Genomic DNA, 23,850 nt, shown 5'->3' with positions numbered 1-23,850 from the left:
CCTGATGCTGACGCACTGGCTGCGCCGGAAGAAGGACAAGCCCCCACGACCGCAGCGCATTGCTCCCCACGCGGAGTGGCTGGAGCCGCGGCTGCTCTATTCCGCCGACGCCGGCGGCCTGCTGGGCCTGGACACGGCGATCGCGCCCGCGGCGGAGCAGCGCACCCTGGACGCCGGCTTCGAGTACGGAGGCGAGGCGAGCGCGACGACCGGCGCGCTGGCCGCCGACGCGGTGCGAGCGGCCTACGCGCTCACCCCGCTGCAGTTCGAGGCCGACGCCGGGCAGCTGGGCGAGGGCGTCGACTTCGCCGCCTCCGGCCTCGGCTACGCGGTGCGGCTCTCGGGCGGCAGTGCGGAACTGCTGCTGGAGGGCGCTGCGCAGCCCGTGCGGCTGGAGCTCGTGGGCGCCGACCCGGCCGCGCCCGAGGGCCAGGACCTGCTCGCGACCCGCAGCAACTACCTCGTCGGCGCGGACAGCAGCCGCTGGATCACCGACATCGTCAACTACGGCAGCGTGCTGTACCGCGACGTCTACGAGGGCATCGACGTCCGCTACTACGGCAACCAGCAGCAGCTCGAATACGACTTCGTGCTCGATCCCGGCGCCGATGCGACGCAGCTGCGGCTGAAGTTCGACGGCATCGAAAGCGCCAACGTCGATGCGAACGGCGACCTCGTGCTGAAGGTGGCCGGGACGGACCGCGACCTGCGCTTCAAGGCGCCGGTGAGCTACCAGGAAGGCGCCGCCGGCCGCGAAGCGGTGGAGAGCCGCTACGAGCTGCAGGCCGACGGCACGGTGCGCATCGCGGTCGGCGCGTACGACCGCAGCCGGGCGCTGGTCGTGGATCCTGTGTTGGCGCACGCCACCTATCTCGGTGACGTGGGCAGCGAAACGGCGATGGCCGTGGCGGTCGGCCGCGACGGATCGGTCTACGTCACGGGCCACACGAACTCCAACACCGGCAGCTTCGGCGCCGTGGTCCCGGGCGGCGCCGACGGCAACGACAGCTATGTCGCGAAATTCAGCGCCGACCTCACCCGCCTGCTCTACGTGACGCGGGTGGGGGGCTCGGCCGGCGAGGCCGGCCAGGCGATCGCGGTGGACGCCGACGGCAACGCGGTCGTGGCGGGATGGACCAAATCGGGCGACTTCGCGGTCACGGCGGGCGCCGACCAGGCGACGCGCACTTCCGGCAATCCGCAGGAGGCTTTCGTCTACAAGTTGAACAGCGCCGGCAACGCGCTGGTCTTCGGCACCTATTTCGGCGCGGCGGGCAACACCGACATGGGCTCTGGCGTCGCCATCGACCAGGGCGGCAACATCTACGTGGCCGGGACGGTCTCCGGGGAGTCCGACAACGCCTTCCTGAACAAGTACACGGCCGGCGGCACCCCCGTGTACAAGACGCAATACGGCGGCATCGGCGGCGACGATGGCGCCACCGGCATCGCCGTGGATGCGGCCGGCAACGCGTACATCGTTGGCGATACGCGCTCCACGGGGAACGTTACCCTCCACGGCGCACAGGTGACGCGGCCCGGCAGCTTCGACGGCTTCCTGGCGAAGTTCGACGGCGCCGGCGACCTCGCCTACGCCACCTACATCGGCGCCGGCAAGGCCGACTTCACCACCGGCGTGGCGGTGGACGCCAACGGGCGCGCGTACGTCATCGGCCGCACCCGGGATGCCGTCGCTTCCGGCTTCGTCACCACCGCGGGCGCCTTCGCCACGACGCCCCACGGGCACGAGGCCGGCTTCCTCAGGATCTACGACACGAGCCTCGCCGGCGCGGCGTCGCTCGTGTACTCGTCCTTCCTCGGCGGCTCGCGCGATGCCGCCGGCGGGCTCTCGGCGACGCTCAACGACAGCCCCACGGGGATCGCGGTGGCGGACGGCCTCGTCGTGATCGTCGGCCACACGGACGCCTCGGACCTGCCGACCACGGCCGACGCCTACAGCCGGATCAATACCAGTGGGGACACCGGCTTTGCGCTGGTGCTGGCGCCGCAGCGGGGTGGCGCCAGCGACCTGGTCTACGGCACGTACTTCGGCACCGGCCTCGTCACGGGCGGTGTTGCCTGGGCTGGCGACCAGTTCTACCTGGTGGGCAGCACCACGAACAGCGGCATCGCCCTGGCGACGCCGGACGGCTACCAGCCTCTCTACGGCGGCGGCGGCGAGGCGGTCGTGGCGCTGTTCTCCGGCTTCAACAACGTCGCCCCGGTGCTGGTCGGCAGCAACGACCTCGACGGGCAACTGGAAGACGTGCCGGCGAGCGGCACGCTGGTGGGCGACCTGGTGGCGGGGCACGTCAGCGATGCCGACGCCGGCGCGTTCCGGGGCATCGCGGTCACGGGCGTGGACACCGGCAACGGCAGTTGGGAATTCACGCGCGACGGCGGCAGCACCTGGGCCACGCTGGCGCCGCCCGCCGCCGGCAGCGCGCTGCTGCTGAACGCGGACGCGCTGACCCGCGTGCGCTTCGTACCCGCCGCGGATTACGCGGGCGGCAGCAGCATCACCTTCAGGGCGTGGGACCGCACCAGCGGCACGGCCGGCTCCGTGGTCGTCGTTCCCGAGAGCGGCGGCCGCAGCGCCTTCAGCGTCCGGGAGGCGACGGCTGCCGTCGCCGTCGCGCCGGTCAACGACGCACCTCGCCTGGGCCCGGACCACCTCGGCGCGACCGAAGACCAGGCGCTCACGATCGCGCCGGCGACCTTGCTGGGCAACGACCTGGACGTCGAAGGCGACGGGTTCACCGTCACCGGCGTCGGCGCCGCGACGGGCGGCAGCGTCGCGCTCTCGGACGGCGAGATCGTCTTCACGCCGGCGCCGGACTTCAACGGTACCGCCAGCTTCGAATACACGGTGACCGACGCGAACGGCGCCAGCGCCACGGGCCTGGTGACGGTCACCGTCGCGGCGGTGAACGATGCGCCGACGGGCGTGGCCGCGCCGCTGGACACGGACGAGGACACGCCGCTCACGATCACCCCGGCGACGCTGCTCGCCCAGTTCTCCGATGTCGATGGCGACACCCTGACGGTGATCGGCGTGGCCAACGGGACGGGCGGCACCGTGGCGCTTTCCGGCGGCAACCTGGTCTTCACGCCGCGCGCGGACTTCAGCGGAGCCGGCAGCTTCAGCTATACGGTGTCCGACGGCCATGGCGGCGCGGTGAGCGTCACGGTGGCGGTGAACGTCGCGCCCGTCAACGATCCGCCGGTGGTGGCGAACGACACCGCCACGGCCAGCCTGAACCTCGCCATCGACATCCCGGCAAGCACGCTGCTGGCCAACGACACGGATGCCGACGGCGACACCCTGACCATCGTCAGCGTCGGCGGGGCGGCCCACGGCAGCGTGACGCTCTCCGGCAGCACGATCCGGTTCGTCCCGGACCTGCTGTACCTCGGCAACCAGGCGGAGTTCACGTATACGGTCAGCGACGGCCATGGCGCAACGGCGACGGGCACGGTGCACGTGAGCGTGCTCCTGAGCAACAACCTGCCCGAGGCGGTGAACGACAGCGTGTCGGCGACGGAGGACGTGCCTCTGGCCATAGCCGCCGGCGACCTGCTGGCCAACGACACGGACCCTGACCTGTTCGACGTGCTGGCCATCACGTCCGTGGATTCGGGGACGGGCGGGACGGTCACCCTCTCGGGCGAAACGATCACCTTCACCCCGGATGCGGACTTCAACGGCACGGCCCGCTTCACCTACACGGTGGCGGACAAGGATGGCGCCACCGCCACGGGGGTGGTCACCGTCGACGTGGCGCCCGCCAACGACGCGCCGCGGCTCGCGGACGACACGGTGTCGGGCGTCGAGGACCAGCGGGTGGTGATCGAGCAGGCGGCGCTTCTGGGGAACGACACGGACGTCGACGACGGTGTGCTGGCGATCGTCTCGGTGCAGTCGGCCACCGGCGGCAGCGTCGACTTTTCCGGCGGCGACATCGTGTTCACGCCGGACCTGGACTTCAACGGCCGGGCCAGCTTCACGTACACGGTGCGGGATCCGGCCGGCCTCGAATCGACGGCGACCGTGTGGGTGGACCTCGCCGCGGTGAACGACGCGCCCGTGCTCGGCTCCGTGGTGCTGGGGACCGACGAGGATACCGCGCTTCCGATCGACATCGGCGACCTGCTGGGCCGAGCCGCCGATGCCGAAGGCGATGCGCTCACCATCGTCGGGGTGGCGAACGGAACGGGCGGTACCGTGACGCTATCGGGCGCGAGCATCGTGTTCACGCCGGCCGCGGATTTCAACGGCAACGCCCAGTTCAGCTACACGGTCTCCGATGGCCAGGGCGGGACGACCACCGGCGCGCTCACGGTCGTCGTCGGGGCGGTGAACGACGCGCCGGAGGCGGGCGGCGACGCGCTCGCCGGAACCGAAGACGAGGCGCTGACGATCGCGTCGGAGTCCCTGCTGGGCAACGACAGCGACCAGGACGGCGACGTGCTGGCGATCACCGACGTCGAGAGCATTTCGGGGGGCGCCGTGGTCCTGGCCGGCGGCCGGATCGTGTTCACCCCCACGCCGGATTTCGACGGTGCCGCGAGCTTCCGTTACGCCGTCTCCGACGGCCATGGCGGTACGGCGACCGCGGTGGTGACGGTGGATCTCGCAGCGGTCAACGATCCGCCGCAGGCTGCGGACGACACGGTCTCCGGTGGCGTCGAGGACCAGCCCCTGACGATCGATGCCGCTGCGCTGCTGGCCAACGACACCGACGTCGAGGGCCGGGCGCTCGCCATCATCGGTGTGGCGGACGTCGTCGGGGGCACGGTGTCGCTGCTGCCCAGTGGCGACGTGCTGTTCACGCCGGCCCCCGATTTCGCCGGTGCAGCGGGATTCACGTACTTGGTCTCGGACGGCAACGGCGGCACGGCGACGGGATTCGTGACCGTGAACGTGGCGGGCGTGAACGATGGACCGTTGGCTGGGGATGACAGCGTGACGGCGACTGAAGACCAGCCTCTCACGATCCTGCCGGGCACGCTGCTTGGCAACGACAGCGACGTCGATGCGGATGCGCTGACGATCATGGGGGTGACTAGCGGCACGGGTGGGACGGTGACGCTGGTGGGGGGCAACATCGTATTCACGCCGACCGCCAACTTCAACGGCGCGGGCACTTTCACCTATACGGTCAGCGACGGGAACGGTGGTACCGCGACGGCCACGGTGACGGTCACGGTCGCCTCCGTCAATGACCAGCCGCAGGCTGGCAACGACAGCGTCACGGCGACCGAGGACCAGCCCCTCACGATCCTGCCGGGCATGCTGCTTGGTAACGACAGCGACGTCGATGCTGACACGTTGACGATCACGGGTGTGACCAGCGGCACGGGAGGGACGGTGGCCCTGGTCGGCGGCAGCATCGTGTTCACGCCGACTGCCAACTTCAACGGCGCGGGCAGCTTCACCTATACGGTCAGTGACAGCAACGGCGGCACGGCGACGGGATTGGTGACCGTGAACGTGGTAGGCGTGAACGATGGGCCAGTGGCTGGCGATGACAGCGTCACAGCGACCGAGGACCAGCCCCTCACGATCCTGCCGGGCACGCTGCTCGGTAACGACAGCGACGTCGACGCCGACACGTTGACGATCACGGACGTGACCAGCGGCACGGGCGGGACGGTGACGCTGGTGGGCGGCAACATCGTGTTCACTCCGATCGCCAACTTCAACGGCGCGGGCAGCTTCACCTATACGGTCAGCGACGGGAACGGGGGCACCGCGACTGCCACAGTCACCGTCGTAGTCACACCTGTCAACGACCAGCCCCAGGCCGGCAACGACAGCGTGACGGCCACTGAGGATCAGCCCCTCACGATCTTGCCAGGCACGCTGCTTGGCAACGATAGCGACGTGGACCCCGATACGCTGACGATCACGGGCGTGACCGGTGGCTCCGGTGGCACGGTGGCACTGGTGGGCGGCAATATCGTGTTCACTCCGACCGCCAACTTCAACGGCGCGGGCAGCTTTACCTACACGGTCAGCGACGGGAACGGTGGTACCGCGACGGCCACGGTGACGGTCACGGTCGCCTCCGTCAATGACCAGCCCCAGGCCGGCAACGACAGCGTCACAGCGACCGAAGACCAACCCCTCACCATCCTGCCAGGTACGCTGCTCGGTAACGACAGCGACGTCGATGCCGACACGCTGACGATCACGGGCGTGACCAGCGGTACGGGCGGCACGGTGACCCTGGTGGGCGGCAACATCGTGTTCACACCGATTGCCAACTTCAACGGCGCGGGCAGCTTCACCTACACCGTCAGCGATGGGAATGGCGGCACCGCGACTGCCACGGTGACGGTCACGGTCGCCTCCGTCAATGACCAGCCCCAGGCCGGCAACGACAGCGTCACAGCGACCGAAGACCAGCCCCTCACGATCCTGCCGGGCATGCTGCTTGGCAATGACAGCGACGTCGATGCCGACACGTTGACGATCACGGGCGTGACCAGCGGTACGGGCGGCACGGTGACCCTGGTGGGGGGAAATATCGTGTTCACGCCCACCGCCAACTTCAACGGCGCGGGCAGCTTCACCTACACGGTCAGCGATGGAAACGGTGGCATCGCAACTGCCACGGTGACGGTCAACGTGGCGGCCGTGAACGACGGGCCGGTGACCGCGGACGACACCGTAACGGGGAGCGAAGACCAGCCCCTCACGATCCTGCCGGGCTCGCTGCTCGCGAACGACACCGACGTCGACGCCGATACGCTGACGATCACTGGTGTGACCGGCGGCACGGGTGGGACCGTGGCACTGGTGGGTGGCAACATCGTGTTCACGCCCACGGGGAACTTCAACGGCACCGGCAGCTTCACCTACACGGTCAGTGACGGGAACGGTGGTACCACGACAGCCACGGTGACGGTCACGGTCGCTTCCGTCAATGACCAGCCCCAGGTTGGCGACGACAGCGTGGCGGCCACTGAAGATCAGCCCCTCACCATCCTGCCAGGCACGCTGCTTGGCAACGATGACGACGTCGACCCCGATACGCTCACGATCACAGGCGTGACCAGCGGCACAGGCGGCATCGTGGCGCTGGTGGGCGGCAACATCGTGTTCACGCCGACTGCCAACTTCAACGGCGCGGGCAACTTCACCTATACGGTGAGTGACGGCAACGGCGGCACTGCGACTGCCACGGTGACGGTTAACGTGGCAGGCGTGAACGATGGGCCCGTGGCTGGCGATGACAGCGTCACGGTGACCGAGGACCAGCCCCTCACCATCCTGCCGGGCATGCTGCTTGGCAATGACAGCGACGTCGATGCCGATGCGCTGACGATCACGGGCGTGACCAGCGGCGCGGGTGGCACGGTGGCACTGGTGGGCAGCAGCATCGTGTTCACTCCGATCGCCAACTTCAACGGCGCGGGCAGCTTCACCTATACGGTCAGCGACGGCAACGGCGGCACTGCGACTGCCACGGTGACGGTCAACGTGGCGGCCGTGAACGACGGGCCGGTGACCGGGGACGACACCGTAACGGGGAGCGAAGACCAGCCCCTCACGATCCTGCCGGGCACGCTGTTCGCGAACGACAGCGACGTCGACGCCGACACGCTGACGATCACGGACGTGACCAGCGGCACGGGCGGGACTGTGGCCCTGGTGGGCGGCAACATCGTGTTTACGCCGACCGTCAACTTCAACGGCGCAGCCAACTTCACCTACACGGTCAGCGACGGGAACGGTGGTACCACGACAGCCACGGTTACTGTTACGGTCACCCCCATCAATGATCAGCCCCAGGCTGGCAACGACAGCGTCACAGCGACCGAAGACCAGCCCCTCTCGATCCTGCCGGGCACGCTGCTCGCGAACGACAGTGACGTCGACGCCGACACGCTGACGATCACGGGTGTGACCAGTGGTACGGGCGGCACAGTGACCCTGGTGGGGGGCAACATCGTGTTCACTCCCACGGGCAACTTCAACGGTACGGGCAGCTTCACCTACACGGTCAGTGACGGGAACGGTGATACCACGACAGCCACGGTCACCGTCACGGTCGCCTCCGTCAATGACCAGCCACAGGCCGGCAACGACAGCGTGGCGGCGACCGAAGACCAGCCTCTCACGATCCTCCCGGCCACGCTGCTCGCGAATGACACCGACGTCGATGCTGACACATTGACGATCACGGGCGTGACCAGCGGTACGGGCGGCACGGTAGCCCTGGTGGGCAGCAACATCGTGTTCACCCCAGCCGCCAACTTCAACGGTGCGGGTAGCTTCACGTACACGGTGAGTGACGGCAAGGGCGGCACCGCGACTGCCACGGTGACGGTGATCGTCGCCGACGTGAACGATGGGCCGGTGGCCGGCGACGACAGCGTGACGGCGATCGAAGATCAGCCCCTCACCATCCTGCCAGGTACGCTGCTCGGTAACGACAGCGACGTCGACGCCGATACGTTGACGATCACGGGCGTCACCAGTGGTACCGGCGGCACGGTGGCCCTGGTCGGCGGCAACATCGTGTTCACGCCCAGCGCCAACTTCAACGGCGCGGGCAGCTTCACCTATACGGTCAGCGACGGGCACGGTGGTATCACGACGGCCGCGGTGACGGTCACGGTCGCCTCCGTCAATGACCAGCCCCAGGCTGGCAACGACAGCGTCACAGCGACCGAAGACCAGCCTCTCACGATCCTGCCAGGCACGCTGCTTGCGAACGACACCGACGTCGATGCTGACACGTTGACGATCACGGGCGTGACCGGCGGTACGGGCGGCACGGTGACGCTGGTGGGCGGCAACATCGTGTTCACACCGATTGCCAACTTCAACGGCGCGGTCAGCTTCTCCTACACGGTCACTGACGGCAATGGCGGCACCGCGACTGGCACGGTGACGGTCAACGTGGCGGCGGTGAACGATGGGCCGGTGGCCGGGGACGACAGCGTCACGGCGATCGAAGATCAGCCTCTCACCATCCTGCCAGGTACGCTGGTCGGCAACGACAGCGACGTCGATGCGGATGCGCTGACGATCACGGGTGTGAGCGGTGGCACGGGCGGAACGGTGGCACTGGTCGGCGGCAGCATCGTGTTCACGCCGACTGCCAACTTCAACGGCGCGGGCAGCTTCACCTATACGGTCAGTGACAGCAACGGCGGCACGGCGACGGGATTGGTGACCGTGAACGTGGCAGGCGTGAACGATGGGCCAGTGGCTGGCGATGACAGCGTCACAGCGACCGAGGACCAGCCCCTCACGATCCTGCCGGGCATGCTGCTCGGTAACGACAGCGACGTCGACGCCGATGCGCTGACGATCACGGGCGTGACCAGTGGCTCGGGTGGCACGGTGGCACTGGTGGGCAGCAGCATCGTGTTCACTCCGATCGCCAACTTCAACGGCGCGGGCAACTTTACCTACACGGTCAGCGACGGGAACGGTGGTACCACGACGGCTACGGTGACGGTCACGGTCGCCTCCGTCAATGACCAGCCCCAGGCCGGCGACGACAGCGTCACAGCGACCGAAGACCAGCCTCTCACGATCCTGCCAGGCACGCTGCTCGGTAACGACAGCGACTCCGACGGCGATACGCTGACGATCACCGGTGTGACCGGCGGCACGGGCGGAACCGTGGCCCTGGTAGGCGGCAACATCGTGTTCACGCCGACGGCCAATTTCAACGGCGCGGGCAGCTTCACCTACACCGTGAGTGACGGCAAGGGCGGCACCGCGACTTCCACGGTGACGGTCAACGTAGCTGGCGTGAACGACGGGCCGGTGGGTGGCGACGACAGCGTCACGGGGACCGAGGATCAGCCCCTCACTATCCTGCCGGGCGCGCTGATCGGGAACGACAGCGACGTCGACACCGATGCGCTGACGATCATTGGCGTGACCGGCGGTACGGGTGGCACGGTGACCCTGGTGGGCGGCAACATCGTGTTCACGCCCACGGGGAACTTCAACGGCGCGGGCAGCTTCATTTATACCGTCAGCGACGGCAAGGGCGGCATTGCAACGGCCAGGGTCAACGTCACGGTCGACCCCGTCAACGACCAGCCCGAGGCTGGCAACGACAGCGTGACGGCCGCCGAAGATCAGCCCCTCACCATCCTGCCAGGTACGCTGCTTGGCAACGACAGTGACGTCGACGCCGACACGTTGACGATCACGGGCGTGACCAGCGGCACGGGCGGGACCGTGGCACTGGTGGGCGGCAACGTCCTGTTCACGCCGACTGCCAACTTCAACGGCGCAGGCAGCTTCACCTACACCGTCGGCGACGGCAACGGCGGCACCGCGACCGCCACCGTCACGGTGAACGTCGCCTCCGTCAACGATGCGCCGGCCGCGGGCAATGATGCCTTCGTGGCAACCGAAGACCAGCCGCTGACGATCGCCCCGCCCACGCTGCTCGCCAATGACAGCGACGTCGACGCCGATTCGCTGACGATCACGGGTGGGACCGGCGGCACGGGCGGGACCGTGGCCCTGGTGGGCGGGAACATCGTATTCACGCCGACCGCCAATTTCAACGGCGCGGGCAGCTTTACCTACACGGTCAGTGACGGGAACGGTGGTACCACGACGGCCACGGTGACGGTCACGGTCGCCTCCGTCAATGACCAGCCGCAGGCTGGCGACGACAGCGTCACAGCGACCGAAGACCAGCCTCTCACGATCCTGCCGGGGTCGCTGCTCGCGAACGACAGCGACGTCGACGCCGATACGTTGACGATCACGGGCGTCACCAGTGGTACGGGCGGCACGGTGGCCCTGGTCGGCGGCAAAATCGTGTTCACACCCACGGCCAACTTCAACGGCGGGGGCAGCTTCACCTATACGGTCAGCGACGGGAACGGTGGTACCACGACGGCCACGGTGACGGTCACGGTCGCCTCCGTCAATGACCAGCCCCAGGCCGGCAACGACAGCGTGACGGCGACCGAAGACCAGCCTCTCACGATCCTCCCGACCACGCTGCTCGCGAACGACACCGACGTCGATGCCGACACATTGACGATCACGGGCGTGACCGGGGGCACGGGTGGGACCGTGTCTCTGGTGGGCGGCAACATCGTGTTCACTCCGACCTCCAACTTCAACGGCGCGGGCAGCTTCACCTATACGGTGAGTGACGGCAACGGCGGCACTGCGACTGCCACGGTGACGGTCAACGTGGCGGCGATGAACGATGGGCCGGTGGCCGGGGACGACAGCGTCACGGCGATCGAAGATCAGCCTCTCACCATCCTGCCGGCCACGCTGCTCAGTAACGATAGCGACGTCGATGCCGATGCGCTGACGATCACGGGCGTGACCAGCGGCGCGGGCGGCGCGGTAGCCCTGGTGGGCGGCAACATCGTTTTCGCGCCGACCGCCAACTTCAACGGCGCAGGCAACTTCACCTACACCGTCAGTGACGGCAAGGGCGGCATTACGACAGCCACGGTCAACGTCACGGTCGACCCCATCAACGACCAGCCCCAGGCTGGCGACGACAGCGTCACAGCGACCGAAGACCAGCCTCTTACGATTCTGCCGGGCATGCTGCTTGGAAATGACAGCGACGTCGATGCGGATGCGCTGACGATCACGGGCGTGACCGGGGGCACGGGTGGGACCGTGTCCCTGGTGGGCGGCAACATCGTGTTCACTCCGACCTCCAACTTCAACGGCGCGGGCAGCTTCACCTATACGGTGAGTGACGGCAACGGCGGCACTGCGACTGCCACGGTGACGATCAACGTGGCAGCCGTGAACGATGGGCCCTTGGCCGGTGATGACAGCGTCACCGCGACCGAGGACCAGCCCCTCACCATCCTGCCAGGCACGCTGCTCGGCAACGACACCGACGCCGACGCCGATTCGCTGACGATCACCGGCGTAACCAGCAGCACGGGCGGCGCCGTGGCCCTGGTGGGCGGCAACATCGTGTTCACGCCCACCGCCAACTTCAACGGCACAGGCAGCTTCACCTACACCGTCAGCGATGGCAACGGCGGCACCGCGACTGCCACCGTCACGGTGAACGTCGCCTCCGTCAACGATGCGCCGGCCGCAGTTAACGATGCCCTCGCGGCCACCGAAGACCAGCCGCTGACGATCGCCCCGCCCACGCTGCTCGCCAACGACAGCGACGCCGAAGGCGACGCGCTGAGCATCACCTCCGTGACCAGCGGCACCGGCGGCACCGTGCGCCTCGTCAACGGCGCCATCGTGTTCACGCCCGCCGCCGACTTCAACGGCCCCGCCACCTTCACCTACACGGTGAGCGACGGCAACGGGGGCACGGCCACGGCCAAGGTCACGCTGGACGTGGCTGCCGTCGACGATCCCACGGTGATCACGGACGACGCAGCCACCGGCACCGAGGACGGCCTCGTCGCCGGCAACGTCCTGGCCAACGATGTCGACCCCGACTCCGCCCTGGCCATCGCCAGCTTCCGCATCGCCGGCAACGACTACGCCGCCGGCAGCAGCGTGGCGCTGCGCGGCGTCGGCACGCTCACGCTGGCCGCCGGCGGCAACTGGTCGTTCAGGCCCGAGGCCGACTGGAACGGCGAAGTGCTGCAGGTCGCCTACACCACCAGCACCGGCGCCACCGGCGTCCTGGCGATCCGCGTCAGCCCCGTGAACGATGCGCCGGTTCGCAGCGGGACGCCGCAGGAGGTCGCCGTCAGCGAAGGCGCCACGGCGTCGCTGGGCTTCGCGGGCATCTCCTACGGCGTGGGCGGCGGCTCCGACGAGGCCGCCAGCCAGGTGCTGACCGTGCGGGTGACCGGCCTGCCGTCTGCGCTGGGAACGATCACGCTCGCCGATGGCACGGTGGTCGCCTCGGGAAGCCGCTACACCGTGGCCCAGCTCCAGGGCATGGTCTTCCACGCCGCGGTCGGCACGAGCGGCAGCGCCACCTTCAGCTTCAACGTCTCGGACGACGCCGGCGGCACCGACACGCTGTCCGAGCAGCTCACGATCCGCGTCGCCAACCAGGCCCCGGTGCTGGACGGCGCCAACGTGCTGCCGTCCGTGCGCGAGGACGCGTCCGACAACGCCGGCATCCGCGTGGAGGATCTCCTCGCCGGCCACGCGAGCGACCCGGGCGGTCGCGTCGGCGTGGCAGTGGTCTCCGCCAGCAGCAGCGCGGGCCAGTGGCAGTTCTCGCGCGACGGGGGCGCCCACTGGTCGAATTTCGAAGGCGTCAGCGCCGCCTCCGCGGAACTGCTGTGGGGCGACGGCCAGACTCGCATCCGCTTCGTCGCCGACGCGGACTGGAACGGCACGGCCACGGGGCTCGCCTTCTGCGCCTGGGACGGCAGCGGCGGCACCGCCGGTGCCGCGCGCGCCGACACCACGGTGAACGGCGGCAGTTCGGCCTTCAGCGCCGCGACGGCGACGGCCTCGATCACGGTGGATGCGGTCAATGACGCGCCCACGCCGATCGGCGTGCAGGCGGGGACGATCGGCATCGATTCCGCCGCCGCGGCGCGCAGCCTGGCCGAACTGGCCTGGAGCTACGCCACCGGGGGCGGCGGCGACGAAGCCGGCCAGGCGCTGACCGTCACGTTCACCGCGCTTCCTCCAGACCACCTTGGCACGCTGGTGCTCGCCGACGGCACGACCCCGGTCGTCGCGGGCCGAAGCTACACCCCCGAGCAGCTGCGCGGGCTCAGGTTCGTCGCCACGTCGGCCAGCGCCGACGGCACGGCCGAAGTCCAGTGGATGGTGCGCGACGACGGCGGCACGGCACGCGGCGGCGTCGACCAGGCCGCGGGCGGCGTGAGGATCACCGTCGTCGGGCAGGTACCGCCGCCGCCGCCGTCCCAACCTCTCACGCCGCCGGCACCGGCCGTCCCGCCGCTGTCGCCGACGCAGCCCGCCACCAGCGCGCCGCCGGCACCCAGCCCTGCGACGCCGCCAGCCACGGCGCGGCCCGCCGGTGCGGTTGCCGAGGATCCGCTGGTCGCACCCGCTGCGCCCGTGGCCACCTTGCCGGTGGTCAACGAGGTCGCGCGCCTGCGCGTGGCGGAGCCGCCGGACACGGCCCGGGTGATGGGCCTCGGGTCGCTGGCGTCGACGGACCTGAAGTTCGCCGGCCTCCTGGGGCAGGGCGACTTCAGCTTCGAGCTGACCGGCCTGAATTTCGAGCTCTCGTCCGCGCGCATGGGCGCGGAGCAGTTCCAGCAGTCGCTGCGCTCCGGCGTCTTCGTCGAGGAGCTGAACCGCCTGCGGGAGCAACTGCACGAGGAATTCGACCTCGATCGCAGCCTCAGCGTCTCGGTGGCCGGACTCTCGCTGGGCGTGTCCGTGGCCTACGTGCTGTGGCTGGTGCGCGGCGGCGTGCTGGTGGGCAGCTACCTGTCCGCGTTGCCTGCGTGGCGCCTGCTCGATCCGCTGCCGGTGCTCGCCCGCGCCGGCGAGGAGGAAGAAGACGAGGACGAGGACGAGACCTTCGATTCGCAGCCCGGCGAAGGCGCGGATCCTCTGCGAGGATTTTCGTGAAGCTGTTCAACACCCGCACCTACATCACCCTCGGGCTGGCGTCGATCGTCAGCACCGCCTTGCTGGCGGCGTCCTTCCTGGGCCTCATTCCGGACCGCCAGGAAGCCGTGCGCGCGGGCCGGCTCGCGCTGGCCGAGAGCGTCGCCGCAAGCAGCGCCGCCTTCCTGAGCAGCGAGCAGCCCGCCCGGCTGGAAGACGTGCTGCGTTTCGTCGAACGGCGCAATCCGGAGCTGCACTCCATCGGCCTGCGCACGCGCGACGGGCGCCTGGTCGTGGCGATCGGGGAGCACGCGCGCACCTGGGTCGCCATGGACCGGCCGCAGGCCGGCGACACCCAGGTCCAGGTGACGCTCTATGCGTCCAGCCAGCCGTGGGGCCAGCTCGAGATGCGCTTCGAGCCGATCGCGCCGCAAGGCCTGGCCGGCATCGTGCAGACGCCGCTGGTGATCCTCCTGTCCTTCGTCGCGTTCCTGTGCGTCCCCACCTTCTACGTGTATCTCAGCCGGGTGCTGCGCCACCTCGACCCGTCGCAGGCGATCCCCTCGCGGGTGCGCTCGGCGCTGGATTCGCTCACCGAGGGCCTGCTGGTGATCGACCAGCAGCAGAACATCGTGCTGGCCAACGAGGCGCTCACCCGCCTGCTCGGACAGAGCAACCACCGGCTGATGGGACGCAACGTGCGCGAAATCCCCTGGCTCGACGACTCGGGCCTGCCCCTGGGCGGCCAACAGCCGTGGACGGTGGCGCTGGAGACGGCCGCCGTGCAGCGCAACGTGCACCTGAAGCTGGAAGACACCGACGGGCGGTTGCGCAGCTTCGTCGTCAACTGCTCCCCGGTGCTCGCCAGCGGGGGCCGCGCCTCGGGCGTGCTGATCAGCCTCGAGGACATCACGCTGCTGGAGCAGAGCCGGGTGGAGCTGCGCTCCGCCAAGGAGGAGGCCGAGGCGGCCAACCGCGCCAAGAGCGAGTTCCTGGCCAACATGAGCCACGAGATCCGCACCCCGATGAACGCCATCCTCGGCTTCACCGAGCTGCTGAAGCGCGGCTTCGGCAAGAGCGAGCGCGAGTCCTCGCGCTACCTGGACACGATCCACCAGAGCGGCAGGCACCTGCTGGGACTGATCAACGACATCCTGGACCTCTCCAAGGTGGAGGCGGGCCAGCTGCAGGTCGAGAAGATCGCCTGCGCGCCCCACCAGGTGGTGCAGGGGACGCTGCAGGAACTCGGGCTGAAGGCGCAGGAAAAGGGCATCCGGCTGTCGATGCGGCTGCTCACGCCGGTGCCGGAGCGCGTGCTGTCCGATCCCGCGCGGCTGCGCCAGGTGGTGCTGAACCTCCTGAGCAACGCGGTCAAGTTCACGGAGAAGGGCGGCGTCGAGGTGGTGCTGGCCTGCAGCGGCACGAGCTACACGATCGAGGTGAACGACACGGGCATCGGCATGGATCCGGCCCGGGTCGAGACCATGTTCGATCCCTTCACGCAGGCCGAGGCATCCGTCTCGCGACGCTATGGCGGCACCGGCCTGGGCCTGGCGATCAGCCGGCGGCTGGCGCGCGCGCTCGGGGGCGAGCTCACCGGCAGCAGCCAGCCGGGCGTGGGCACCAGCATGCTGTTCACCTTCGCCACCGGCCCGCTGGAGGGCGTGCGCCTGCTGGACGCCACCCAGCTGGCGGCGCAGGCCAGCACCGATGCGGCGCCGCAGCGCACCCGCTGGCGCATCCCCTCGGCGCGCGTGCTGGTCGTCGACGACGGCCCGGAGAACCGCGAGCTGCTGTCACTGGTGCTGGCCGAGCAGGGCCTGTGGATCGACGAGGCGGAAAACGGCCAGGTCGCGGTGGACAAGCTCGCGGCGGCCAGCTACGACCTCGTGCTGATGGACATGCAGATGCCCGTGATGGACGGCTTTGCCGCCACCCGCGAGCTGCGCCGCCGTGGCCTCGCAGTGCCGGTAGTGGCGCTCACGGCACACGCGATGAAGGGCTATGAGGAGGAGGTGCTGCAGGCGGGCTGCACGGCCTACCTCACCAAGCCGGTGGACATCGACATGCTGCTGCAGCGCGTCGCGGTGCTGCTGGGAGGCTCGGCCGAAGAGCCGGGCGAGGACGGGCCGAGCTCGGTGTTCATCGATCTCAGCGAGGAGCCCGGACTGCCGGAAGGACCGATCCGTTCGCGCTTCGCCGACAACCCGAAGCTGGTGCCCATCGTGCGCAAGTTCGCCGCCCGCTTGCACCAGCAACTGGAGCTGACGCGCGCGGCGCAGGAGGCAGGCGACCTGGCGGAGGTGGAACGCCTGGCCCACTGGCTCGCCGGCGCCGCCGGCACGGTGGGCTACGACGCCTTCACCGAGCCCGCCCGCGAGCTGGAAGCGGCCGCGAAGGATGGCGATGGAACAACGGCCTTGGGCGTTCTGCAACGCATCCTGCGCATGGCGGACCAACTGGAGGTGCCGGAAGGCGCCATGGGCTGAAGGTCGTAGCAAAATGCAACCATGAGCAATAGCAAGGGCGGCGAGGGGCAACGCCGCGACAGGGGAGACAGCGAAACCGAGCGCGACACGACGGGTTCCCAGCCGACCGTGTTCGCGCTGGGCGAGGAAAGGCTCTCGCTCCTCGAGTTGCGCGCATTGTCGCCTCAGGAAGCGGTCTGGCGCGGTCGCTCCGTCGGCCTCTCGGATGCGTTGATCATGATGGTCGACGACGAGATGCTGAACATCGAGATGACCGAGGCCTTCCTGGCGGACGCGGGCTACCGGCATTTCGTCAACACCGACCGGCCCGAGCTCGCGGTGCCCATGATGCGCAAGGAGCAGCCGGGCGTGCTGCTGCTGGACCTGAGCATGCCCCGGGTGAGCGGCATGGACATCCTGGCCGCCATGCGCGAGGACGCCGTGCTGCGCCACGTGCCGGTGATCGTGCTCACCAGCAGCACCGACCCGCAGGTGAAGCTCAAGGCGCTGGCGCTGGGCGCCATGGACTTCCTGTCCAAGCCGGTGGATCCCAGCGAACTCGCCCTGCGCATCCGCAACACCCTGGCGGCCAGCGCGTACCGCGAGTACCTGAGCCAGCACGACACCCTGACCGCGCTGCCGAACAAGCAACGCTATCGCCGCGACATGACGGCGGTGCTGGACGAGGCGCTGGCCAGCGCCCATCCCGGCGCCCTGATCCACGTCGGGGTGGACGACCTGGGCCGCATCAACGACGCCCTCGGCCGGGTGGTCGGCGACCAGCTGCTGCAGCGCGTGGCCAAGCGGCTGGCCAGCTGCGTGCAGACCGAGCACGGCGGCGAGCTCAGCTCCGACCAGCACAACCCGACGCTGTACCGCTTCGACGGCGACGAGTTCGCGATCATCGTCCCCTACATGGAAGGCGTGCCCAGTGCGGCCTTCATCAACAAGCTGCTGGAAGACTCCACCGTGAACTTCCAGCGCGCGGGTTTCCCGGAGCTGTTCGTCACCTGCAGCGTCGGCGTCTCCGTGTTCCCCAACGACGGCACCGAGCCCGACGTGCTGATGCGCAACGCCGGCCTGGCGCTGCGCCATGCCAAGCTGGCCGGCCCGCACCGCTACGAGTTCTTCTCGCCGCAGTTCAAGGACATGGCGCTGAGCCGCCTGGACCTGAGCGCGGAACTGCGCCACGCGGTGAGCCGCGACGAGATCGAGCTGCTGTACGAGCCGCGCGTCGAGCTCGCGACCGGCCGCGTCGTCGCCGCCGAAGCGGTGCTGCGCTGGCGCCACGCGTCGGGCCGCATGATCGAGGGCGACGAGCTGATGGACCTGGCGGGCAGCTCCGAGATGGACGTCGTGCTGAACGAGTGGAAGTTCGAAGCCCTGCTGAAGCACGTGAAGAACTGGCGCACCGCGGGCTTGCAGCTGGTGCCCATCGCAGCGAAGGTCTCGCTGGCCAACATGCGCCCGAGCGACCTCGCGCACCTGGTCAACGCATCGATCGCCGGCGGCCTGGATGCCCGCCTGCTCCTGCTGGAGCTGCAGCAGGTGGCCGCCCTCGACAACCTGCCGGCCAGGGAGGCCGCGGCCATCGCCGGCATGCGCAAGAAGGGCGTGCGCGTGGCGCTGGCCCGCTTCGGCTGCAACGCGTCGGTCTCGCACCTGCGCCAGCTGCCCTGCGACGAGATCCTGGTGGACCCTTCCTTCGTGCGCGACCTCGATCGCGACGGCACCGCGCAGGCGATGCTGCTGGGCATCGGGGACCTCGCGCGCCGGCTCAGGCTGGCCTGCGTGGCCTGCGGAGTGGAGACGGCGCAACAGCTCGCCTTCCTGAAGAAGAACGGCTGGACGCTGGGGCAGGGACCTCTTTTCGGCGAACGGCTTCCGGGGCTGGCGTTCGCGGCGCGCTGGCTCGCCCGCGGCAGCAAGCCGGTGCACGCGCCGATGCCAAGCAATCTTTCCTGAGCAAGGTCAACAGGCGACCCTCCTGTCCGTAGTGGAATCCACGGAGAGCCGGTTTACGCACGAGCGGCGTAGACTGAAAGAGGCCCGCATGCCGGGCCGTGCAGTCCAGGAGGGTTCTTGCAACCGACCAACATCGCCAACCCGGCGTATTTCCACAAGGTGGTGGATTGCCAGTGGGCCTGCCCCGCGCACACCCCCGTCCCCGAATACATCAGGCTGATCGCGCAGGGCCGCTACGGCGACGCTTACATGATCAACTGGGTGTCCAACGTCTTCCCGGGCATCCTCGGCCGCACCTGCGACCGTCCCTGCGAGCCGGCCTGCCGCCGCGGCCGGGTGGAAGAGAGCAACGCCGGCGATCCCGAACCGGTCGCGATCTGCCGCCTCAAGCGTGTCGCCGCCGACCTGAAGGAGGACGTACGGCGCCGCATGCCGCAGCCGGCGGCCCGGCGCAACGGCAAGCGCATCGCCTGCGTGGGCGCGGGTCCCGCGTCGCTCACCGTCGCGCGCGACCTGGCGCCGCTCGGCTATGAAGTGACCGTGTTCGACGGCGAGCCCAAGCCGGGCGGCTTCATGCGTACGCAGATCCCGCGCTTCCGCCTGCCCGAATCGGTGATCGACGAGGAGATGGGCTACGTGCTCGAACTCGGCGCGCGCTTCGTCGGCGGCCAGCGCATCGACTCCATGAAGGCGCTGATGGGGCAGGGCTACGACGCGATCTTCGTCGGTTGCGGCGCCCCGCGCGGGCGCGACCTCGACATCCCCGGCCGCAAGGAAGCGGCGAGCCACATCCACATCGGCATCGACTGGCTGGCCTCGGTGTCCTTCGGCCACGTGACGAGCGTGGGCAAGCGGGTCATCGTGCTGGGCGGCGGCAACACGGCCATGGACTGCTGCCGTTCCGCCCGCCGTCTCGGTGGCACCGACGTCAAGGTCATCGTGCGCAGCGGCTTCGAGGAGATGAAGGCCTCGCCGTGGGAGAAGGAAGATGCCATGCACGAGGGCATCCCCATCATCAACATGCATGTGCCGGTGTCTTTCGTGCACGAGAACGGCCGCCTCACGGGCATGCTGTTCGAGATCGTGCGCGCCGAATACGACGCCAAGGGCCGGCGCACCCTGATCCCCACCGGCGAGCCGCACGCCTTCTTCGCCTGCGACGAGGTGCTGGTCGCGGTGGGGCAGGAGAACGCCTTCCCCTGGATCGAGCGCGACTGCGGCCTCGAGTTCGACAAGTGGGGCCTGCCGGTGCTGAACAAGGTGACTTTCCAGTCCACCGTGCCGACTGTCTTCTTCGGCGGCGATGCCGCCCTGGGGCCCAAGAACATCATCACCGCCGTGGCGCACGGCCACGAGGCGGCGGTGTCGATCGACCTGCTGCTCAACGGGCTGGACCCGCGGGTGCGCCCCGCGCCGATGACCAACCTGATGTCGCAGAAGATGGGCATCCACGAGTGGAGCTACGACAACGCCACCTCGCTCGACGCCCGCTTCAAGGTGCCATGGGCGCAGGCCGAGAAGGCGCTGGCCAGCATCCGGGTGGAGGTGGAGCTGGGCTTCGACGCCAAGACGGCGTTCAAGGAGGCGCAGCGCTGCCTCAACTGCGACGTGCAGACGGTGTTCAACCAGAGCACCTGCATCGAGTGCGATGCCTGCGTGGACATCTGCCCGATGGACTGCATCACCTTCACGCCCGACGGCGAGGAGGGCGACCTGCGCCAGCGGCTGAAGGCGCCGGCGCTCAACCTGGCGCAGGACCTGTACGTGTCCGACCGCCTCAAGACGGGACGGCTGATGGTGAAGGACGAGGACGTCTGCCTGCACTGCGGGCTCTGCGCCGAGCGCTGCCCGACGGGCGCCTGGGACATGCAGAAGTACATGTTCAAGAGCGCGCTGGCCGGGAGCCGGCCGGCGGTGCAGCACGAGGAGGTGGCGGCATGAGTGCCGCACGGCCGCCCGAAGGCGCGGGCCCCCTCCGCTTGCGGAGGGGGGAGGCGCGGGCCGCGCAGCGGACAAGTCTGGGGGAGGATTCCAAATGACTCGCATCGAAGCCGTCAACGACTTCGTCGTCAAGTTCGCGAACGTGAACGGCTCGGGTTCGGCCTCGGCCAACGAGCTGTTCGCCAAGTCGATCATGCGCATGGGCGTGCCGGTCAGCCCGCGCAACATCTTCCCCAGCAACATCCAGGGCCTGCCCACGTGGTACGAGGTGCGGGTGAGCGAGAAGGGCTGGCTGGGCCGGCGCGGCGGCGTCGACATGATGGTCGCCATGAACCCGCAGACCTGGGACGGCGACGTGGCCGAGCTCTCGCCCGGCGGCTACCTGTTCTACGACAACACGCGGCCGCTGCCGCCTTCGAAGTTCCGCGACGACGTGCACGTGATCGGCATGCCGCTCACGGAGATCTGCAACGCCGTCTACGACGACCCGCGCCAGCGCCAGCTGTTCAAGAACATCGTCTACGTCGGCGCGCTGTCGGTCCTGCTGGAGATCGAGGCGAAGGAGATCGAGAAGCTGTTCGGAGAGCAGTACCGCGGCAAGGAGAAGCTGCTGTCGTCCAACGTGCAGGCGCTGCACCTGGGCCGCGAGTTCGCGCAGGAGCACCTGCAGTACCCGCTGGGCCTGCGCGTGCGCCGCGCCGACCGGGTGGGCAAGCGCATCTTCGTCGACGGCAACAGCGCCTGCGCGCTGGGCGCCGTCTACGGCGGCGCTACCGTCATGGCCTGGTACCCGATCACGCCCTCGTCCTCGGTGGCCGAGGCCTTCCAGAAGTACTGCAGCAAGATGCGCGTCGACCCGGACACGGGCCAGAACCGCTACGCCGTGGTTCAGGCGGAGGACGAGCTCGCCTCCATCGGGATGGTGGTGGGCGCCGGCTGGAACGGCGCGCGCGCCTGGACGGCCACCTCGGGCCCGGGCGTGTCGCTGATGACCGAGTTCATCGGCCTGGCGCAGTTCGCCGAGATCCCGGTGACCATCGTCAACGTGCAGCGCGGCGGGCCCTCCACGGGCATGCCCACGCGTACGCAGCAGGCCGACGTGCTGGCCTGCGCCTACGCCTCGCACGGCGACACCAAGCACGTGCTGCTGTTCCCGGAAGACCCGCACGAGTGCTTCGAGCACACGGCCAAGGCACTGGACCTGGCGGAACGCCTGCAGACGCCCGTGTTCGTGATGACCGACCTCGACATCGGCATGAACCAGCGCCTGTGCAATCCCTTCGATTGGCAGGAAGGCCAGGCGTACGACCGGGGCAAGGTCATGACCCACGAGGAGCTGGAAGCCGGCAAGGACTTCGGCCGCTACAAGGACGTGGACGGCGACGGCATCCCGTGGCGCACGCTGCCCGGCACGCACCCGACCAAGGGCTCCTACTTCACCCGGGGCACCACGCGTGACGCCTACGCGCGCTACTCGGAGCGCGGCGCGGACTACGTCTACAACATGGAGCGCCTGCTGACGAAGTTCCGCACGGCCGCCACGCTGGTGCCGCAGCCGGTGATCCGGCGCGCGGCGCGCAAGGCGCCGCTGGGCGTCATCTACTACGGCTCCACCAGCCCGGCGATGCTGGAGGCGCTGGAGGTGCTGGCGGAGCAGGGCCTCGAGCTCGATGCCATGCGCCTGCGGGCCTTCCCCTTCCCGGACAGCGTCTCCGACTTCATCGCGGGCCACGAGAAGGTGTTCGTCGTTGAACAGAACCGCGACGCCCAGCTGCGCTCGCTGCTGGTCAACGAGCTCGAGGTCGACCCCGCCCGGCTGGTGAAGGTGCTGCACTACGACGGCACGCCCATCACCGCCCGCTTCATCACCCAGGCCATCACCGCGCACGTGCAGGAACAGAAGGAGAACGTGGCATGACCTATATCGCCAAGCCGCCGCTGCACCACCCGACGCTGGAGAAGAACCGCGTCGGCTACACGCGCCGCGACTACGAGGGCAAGATCTCGACGCTGTGCGCCGGCTGCGGCCACGACTCGATCTCGGCCGCGATCATCCAGGCCTGCTGGGAGCTGGACATCGAGCCGCACCGCGTGGCCAAGCTGTCCGGCATCGGCTGCAGTTCCAAGACGCCCGACTACTTCCTCGGCGCCTCGCACGGCTTCAACACGGTGCACGGTCGCATGCCCTCGGTACTGACCGGTGCCAACCTCGCCAACCGCGAACTGCTGTACCTCGGCGTCTCGGGCGACGGCGACTCGGCCTCGATCGGCCTGGGCCAGTTCGCCCACGCCATGCGGCGCGGCGTGCGCATGGCCTACATCGTCGAGAACAACGGCGTCTACGGCCTCACCAAGGGGCAGTTCTCCGCCACCGCCGACGCGGGCTCGAAGAGCAAGAAGGGCTCGGTCAACAGCGACAGCCCCGTGGACCTGGTCGGCATGGCGCTGCAGCTGGGCGCGACCTACGTGGCGCGCGGCTTCTCGGGCAACAAGGCGCAGCTGGTGCCGCTGATCAAGGGCGCCATGAGCCATGGCGGTGCAGCCTTCATCGACGTGATCAGCCCCTGCGTGGCCTTCAACAACCACCCGGGCAGCACGAAGAGCTACGACTACGTGCGCGAGCACAACGAGGCGGTGAGCCGCATCGACTTCATCACACCGGCCTCGGAGATCACCGCGGAGCCGGGCCCCGGCGAGGTGGTGGACGTGCGCCAGCACGACGGCACCCTGCTGCGGCTGCGCAGCCTGCACCGGGAGTACGACCCGACCGACCGGCGCCGGGCGATGGCCTTCATGCAGGAACACCAGGTGCGCGGCGAAATTGTCACCGGCCTGCTGTATGTTGACCCTCTGGCCACCGACCTGCACACGGCGCTGAACACGACCGCCCTTCCGCTCAACACGCTGGAGGCGCCGCAGCTGTGTCCGGGCATTTCCGTGCTGGAAAAGATCAACGCCTCATTGCGCTGACGCCGACTT

At 69.0% G+C, this 23,850-nt stretch carries 6 protein-coding genes; all 6 read left to right on the top strand.

The genetic code is table 11. The features are described from left to right. Positions 1-4: 4 nt before the first annotated feature. The 6 genes from JJ685_RS01825 to JJ685_RS01800 all read left to right on the top strand — a co-directional run bounded on the left by JJ685_RS01825 (position 5) and on the right by JJ685_RS01800 (position 23,841). Entirely contained in the window at positions 5-14,518 is a 14,514-nt protein-coding gene (locus JJ685_RS01825; protein ID WP_201672465.1) for a cadherin-like domain-containing protein, read from the top strand. Further along, on the top strand, positions 14,515-16,986 hold the full coding sequence (locus JJ685_RS01820; RefSeq protein WP_201672464.1) for a response regulator: 2,472 nt from the start codon (positions 14,515-14,517) through the stop codon (positions 16,984-16,986). Before JJ685_RS01825 ends, JJ685_RS01820 begins: the two co-directional genes overlap by 4 nt. A gap of 21 nt (positions 16,987-17,007) precedes the next feature. Next, positions 17,008-18,930: an EAL domain-containing protein gene (locus tag JJ685_RS01815; protein ID WP_201672463.1), complete on the top strand. Its 1,923-nt coding sequence runs from the start codon at positions 17,008-17,010 to the stop codon at positions 18,928-18,930. 117 nt (positions 18,931-19,047) lie between these two features. Next, positions 19,048-20,871, top strand: coding sequence for an FAD-dependent oxidoreductase (locus tag JJ685_RS01810; RefSeq protein WP_201672462.1), 1,824 nt, complete (start codon positions 19,048-19,050; stop codon positions 20,869-20,871). Positions 20,872-20,965: 94 nt separating this feature from the next. After that, positions 20,966-22,789: a 2-oxoacid:acceptor oxidoreductase subunit alpha gene (locus JJ685_RS01805; protein ID WP_201672461.1), complete on the top strand. Its 1,824-nt coding sequence runs from the start codon at positions 20,966-20,968 to the stop codon at positions 22,787-22,789. Next, complete coding sequence (locus JJ685_RS01800) at positions 22,786-23,841, top strand: 2-oxoacid:ferredoxin oxidoreductase subunit beta (RefSeq protein WP_201672460.1); 1,056 nt, start codon at positions 22,786-22,788, stop codon at positions 23,839-23,841. The genes JJ685_RS01805 and JJ685_RS01800 overlap by 4 nt, the downstream gene beginning before the upstream one ends. Positions 23,842-23,850 lie beyond the last annotated feature (9 nt).

It is taken from the genome of Ramlibacter monticola (genome assembly GCF_016722785.1).
In the GTDB taxonomy this organism is placed as follows: domain Bacteria; phylum Pseudomonadota; class Gammaproteobacteria; order Burkholderiales; family Burkholderiaceae_C; genus Ramlibacter; species Ramlibacter monticola.
The sequence above is the reverse complement of the archived record's forward strand: the minus strand, read 5'-3'. Positions and strand labels throughout refer to the sequence as shown.

Coding starts and splice junctions, on each gene's coding strand:
- JJ685_RS01825 (WP_201672465.1), top strand. CDS start 5: ATGCTGACGCACTGGCTGCGCCGGAAGAAGGACAAGCCCCCACGACCG.
- JJ685_RS01805 (WP_201672461.1), top strand. CDS start 20,966: ATGACTCGCATCGAAGCCGTCAACGACTTCGTCGTCAAGTTCGCGAAC.
- JJ685_RS01815 (WP_201672463.1), top strand. CDS start 17,008: ATGAGCAATAGCAAGGGCGGCGAGGGGCAACGCCGCGACAGGGGAGAC.
- JJ685_RS01800 (WP_201672460.1), top strand. CDS start 22,786: ATGACCTATATCGCCAAGCCGCCGCTGCACCACCCGACGCTGGAGAAG.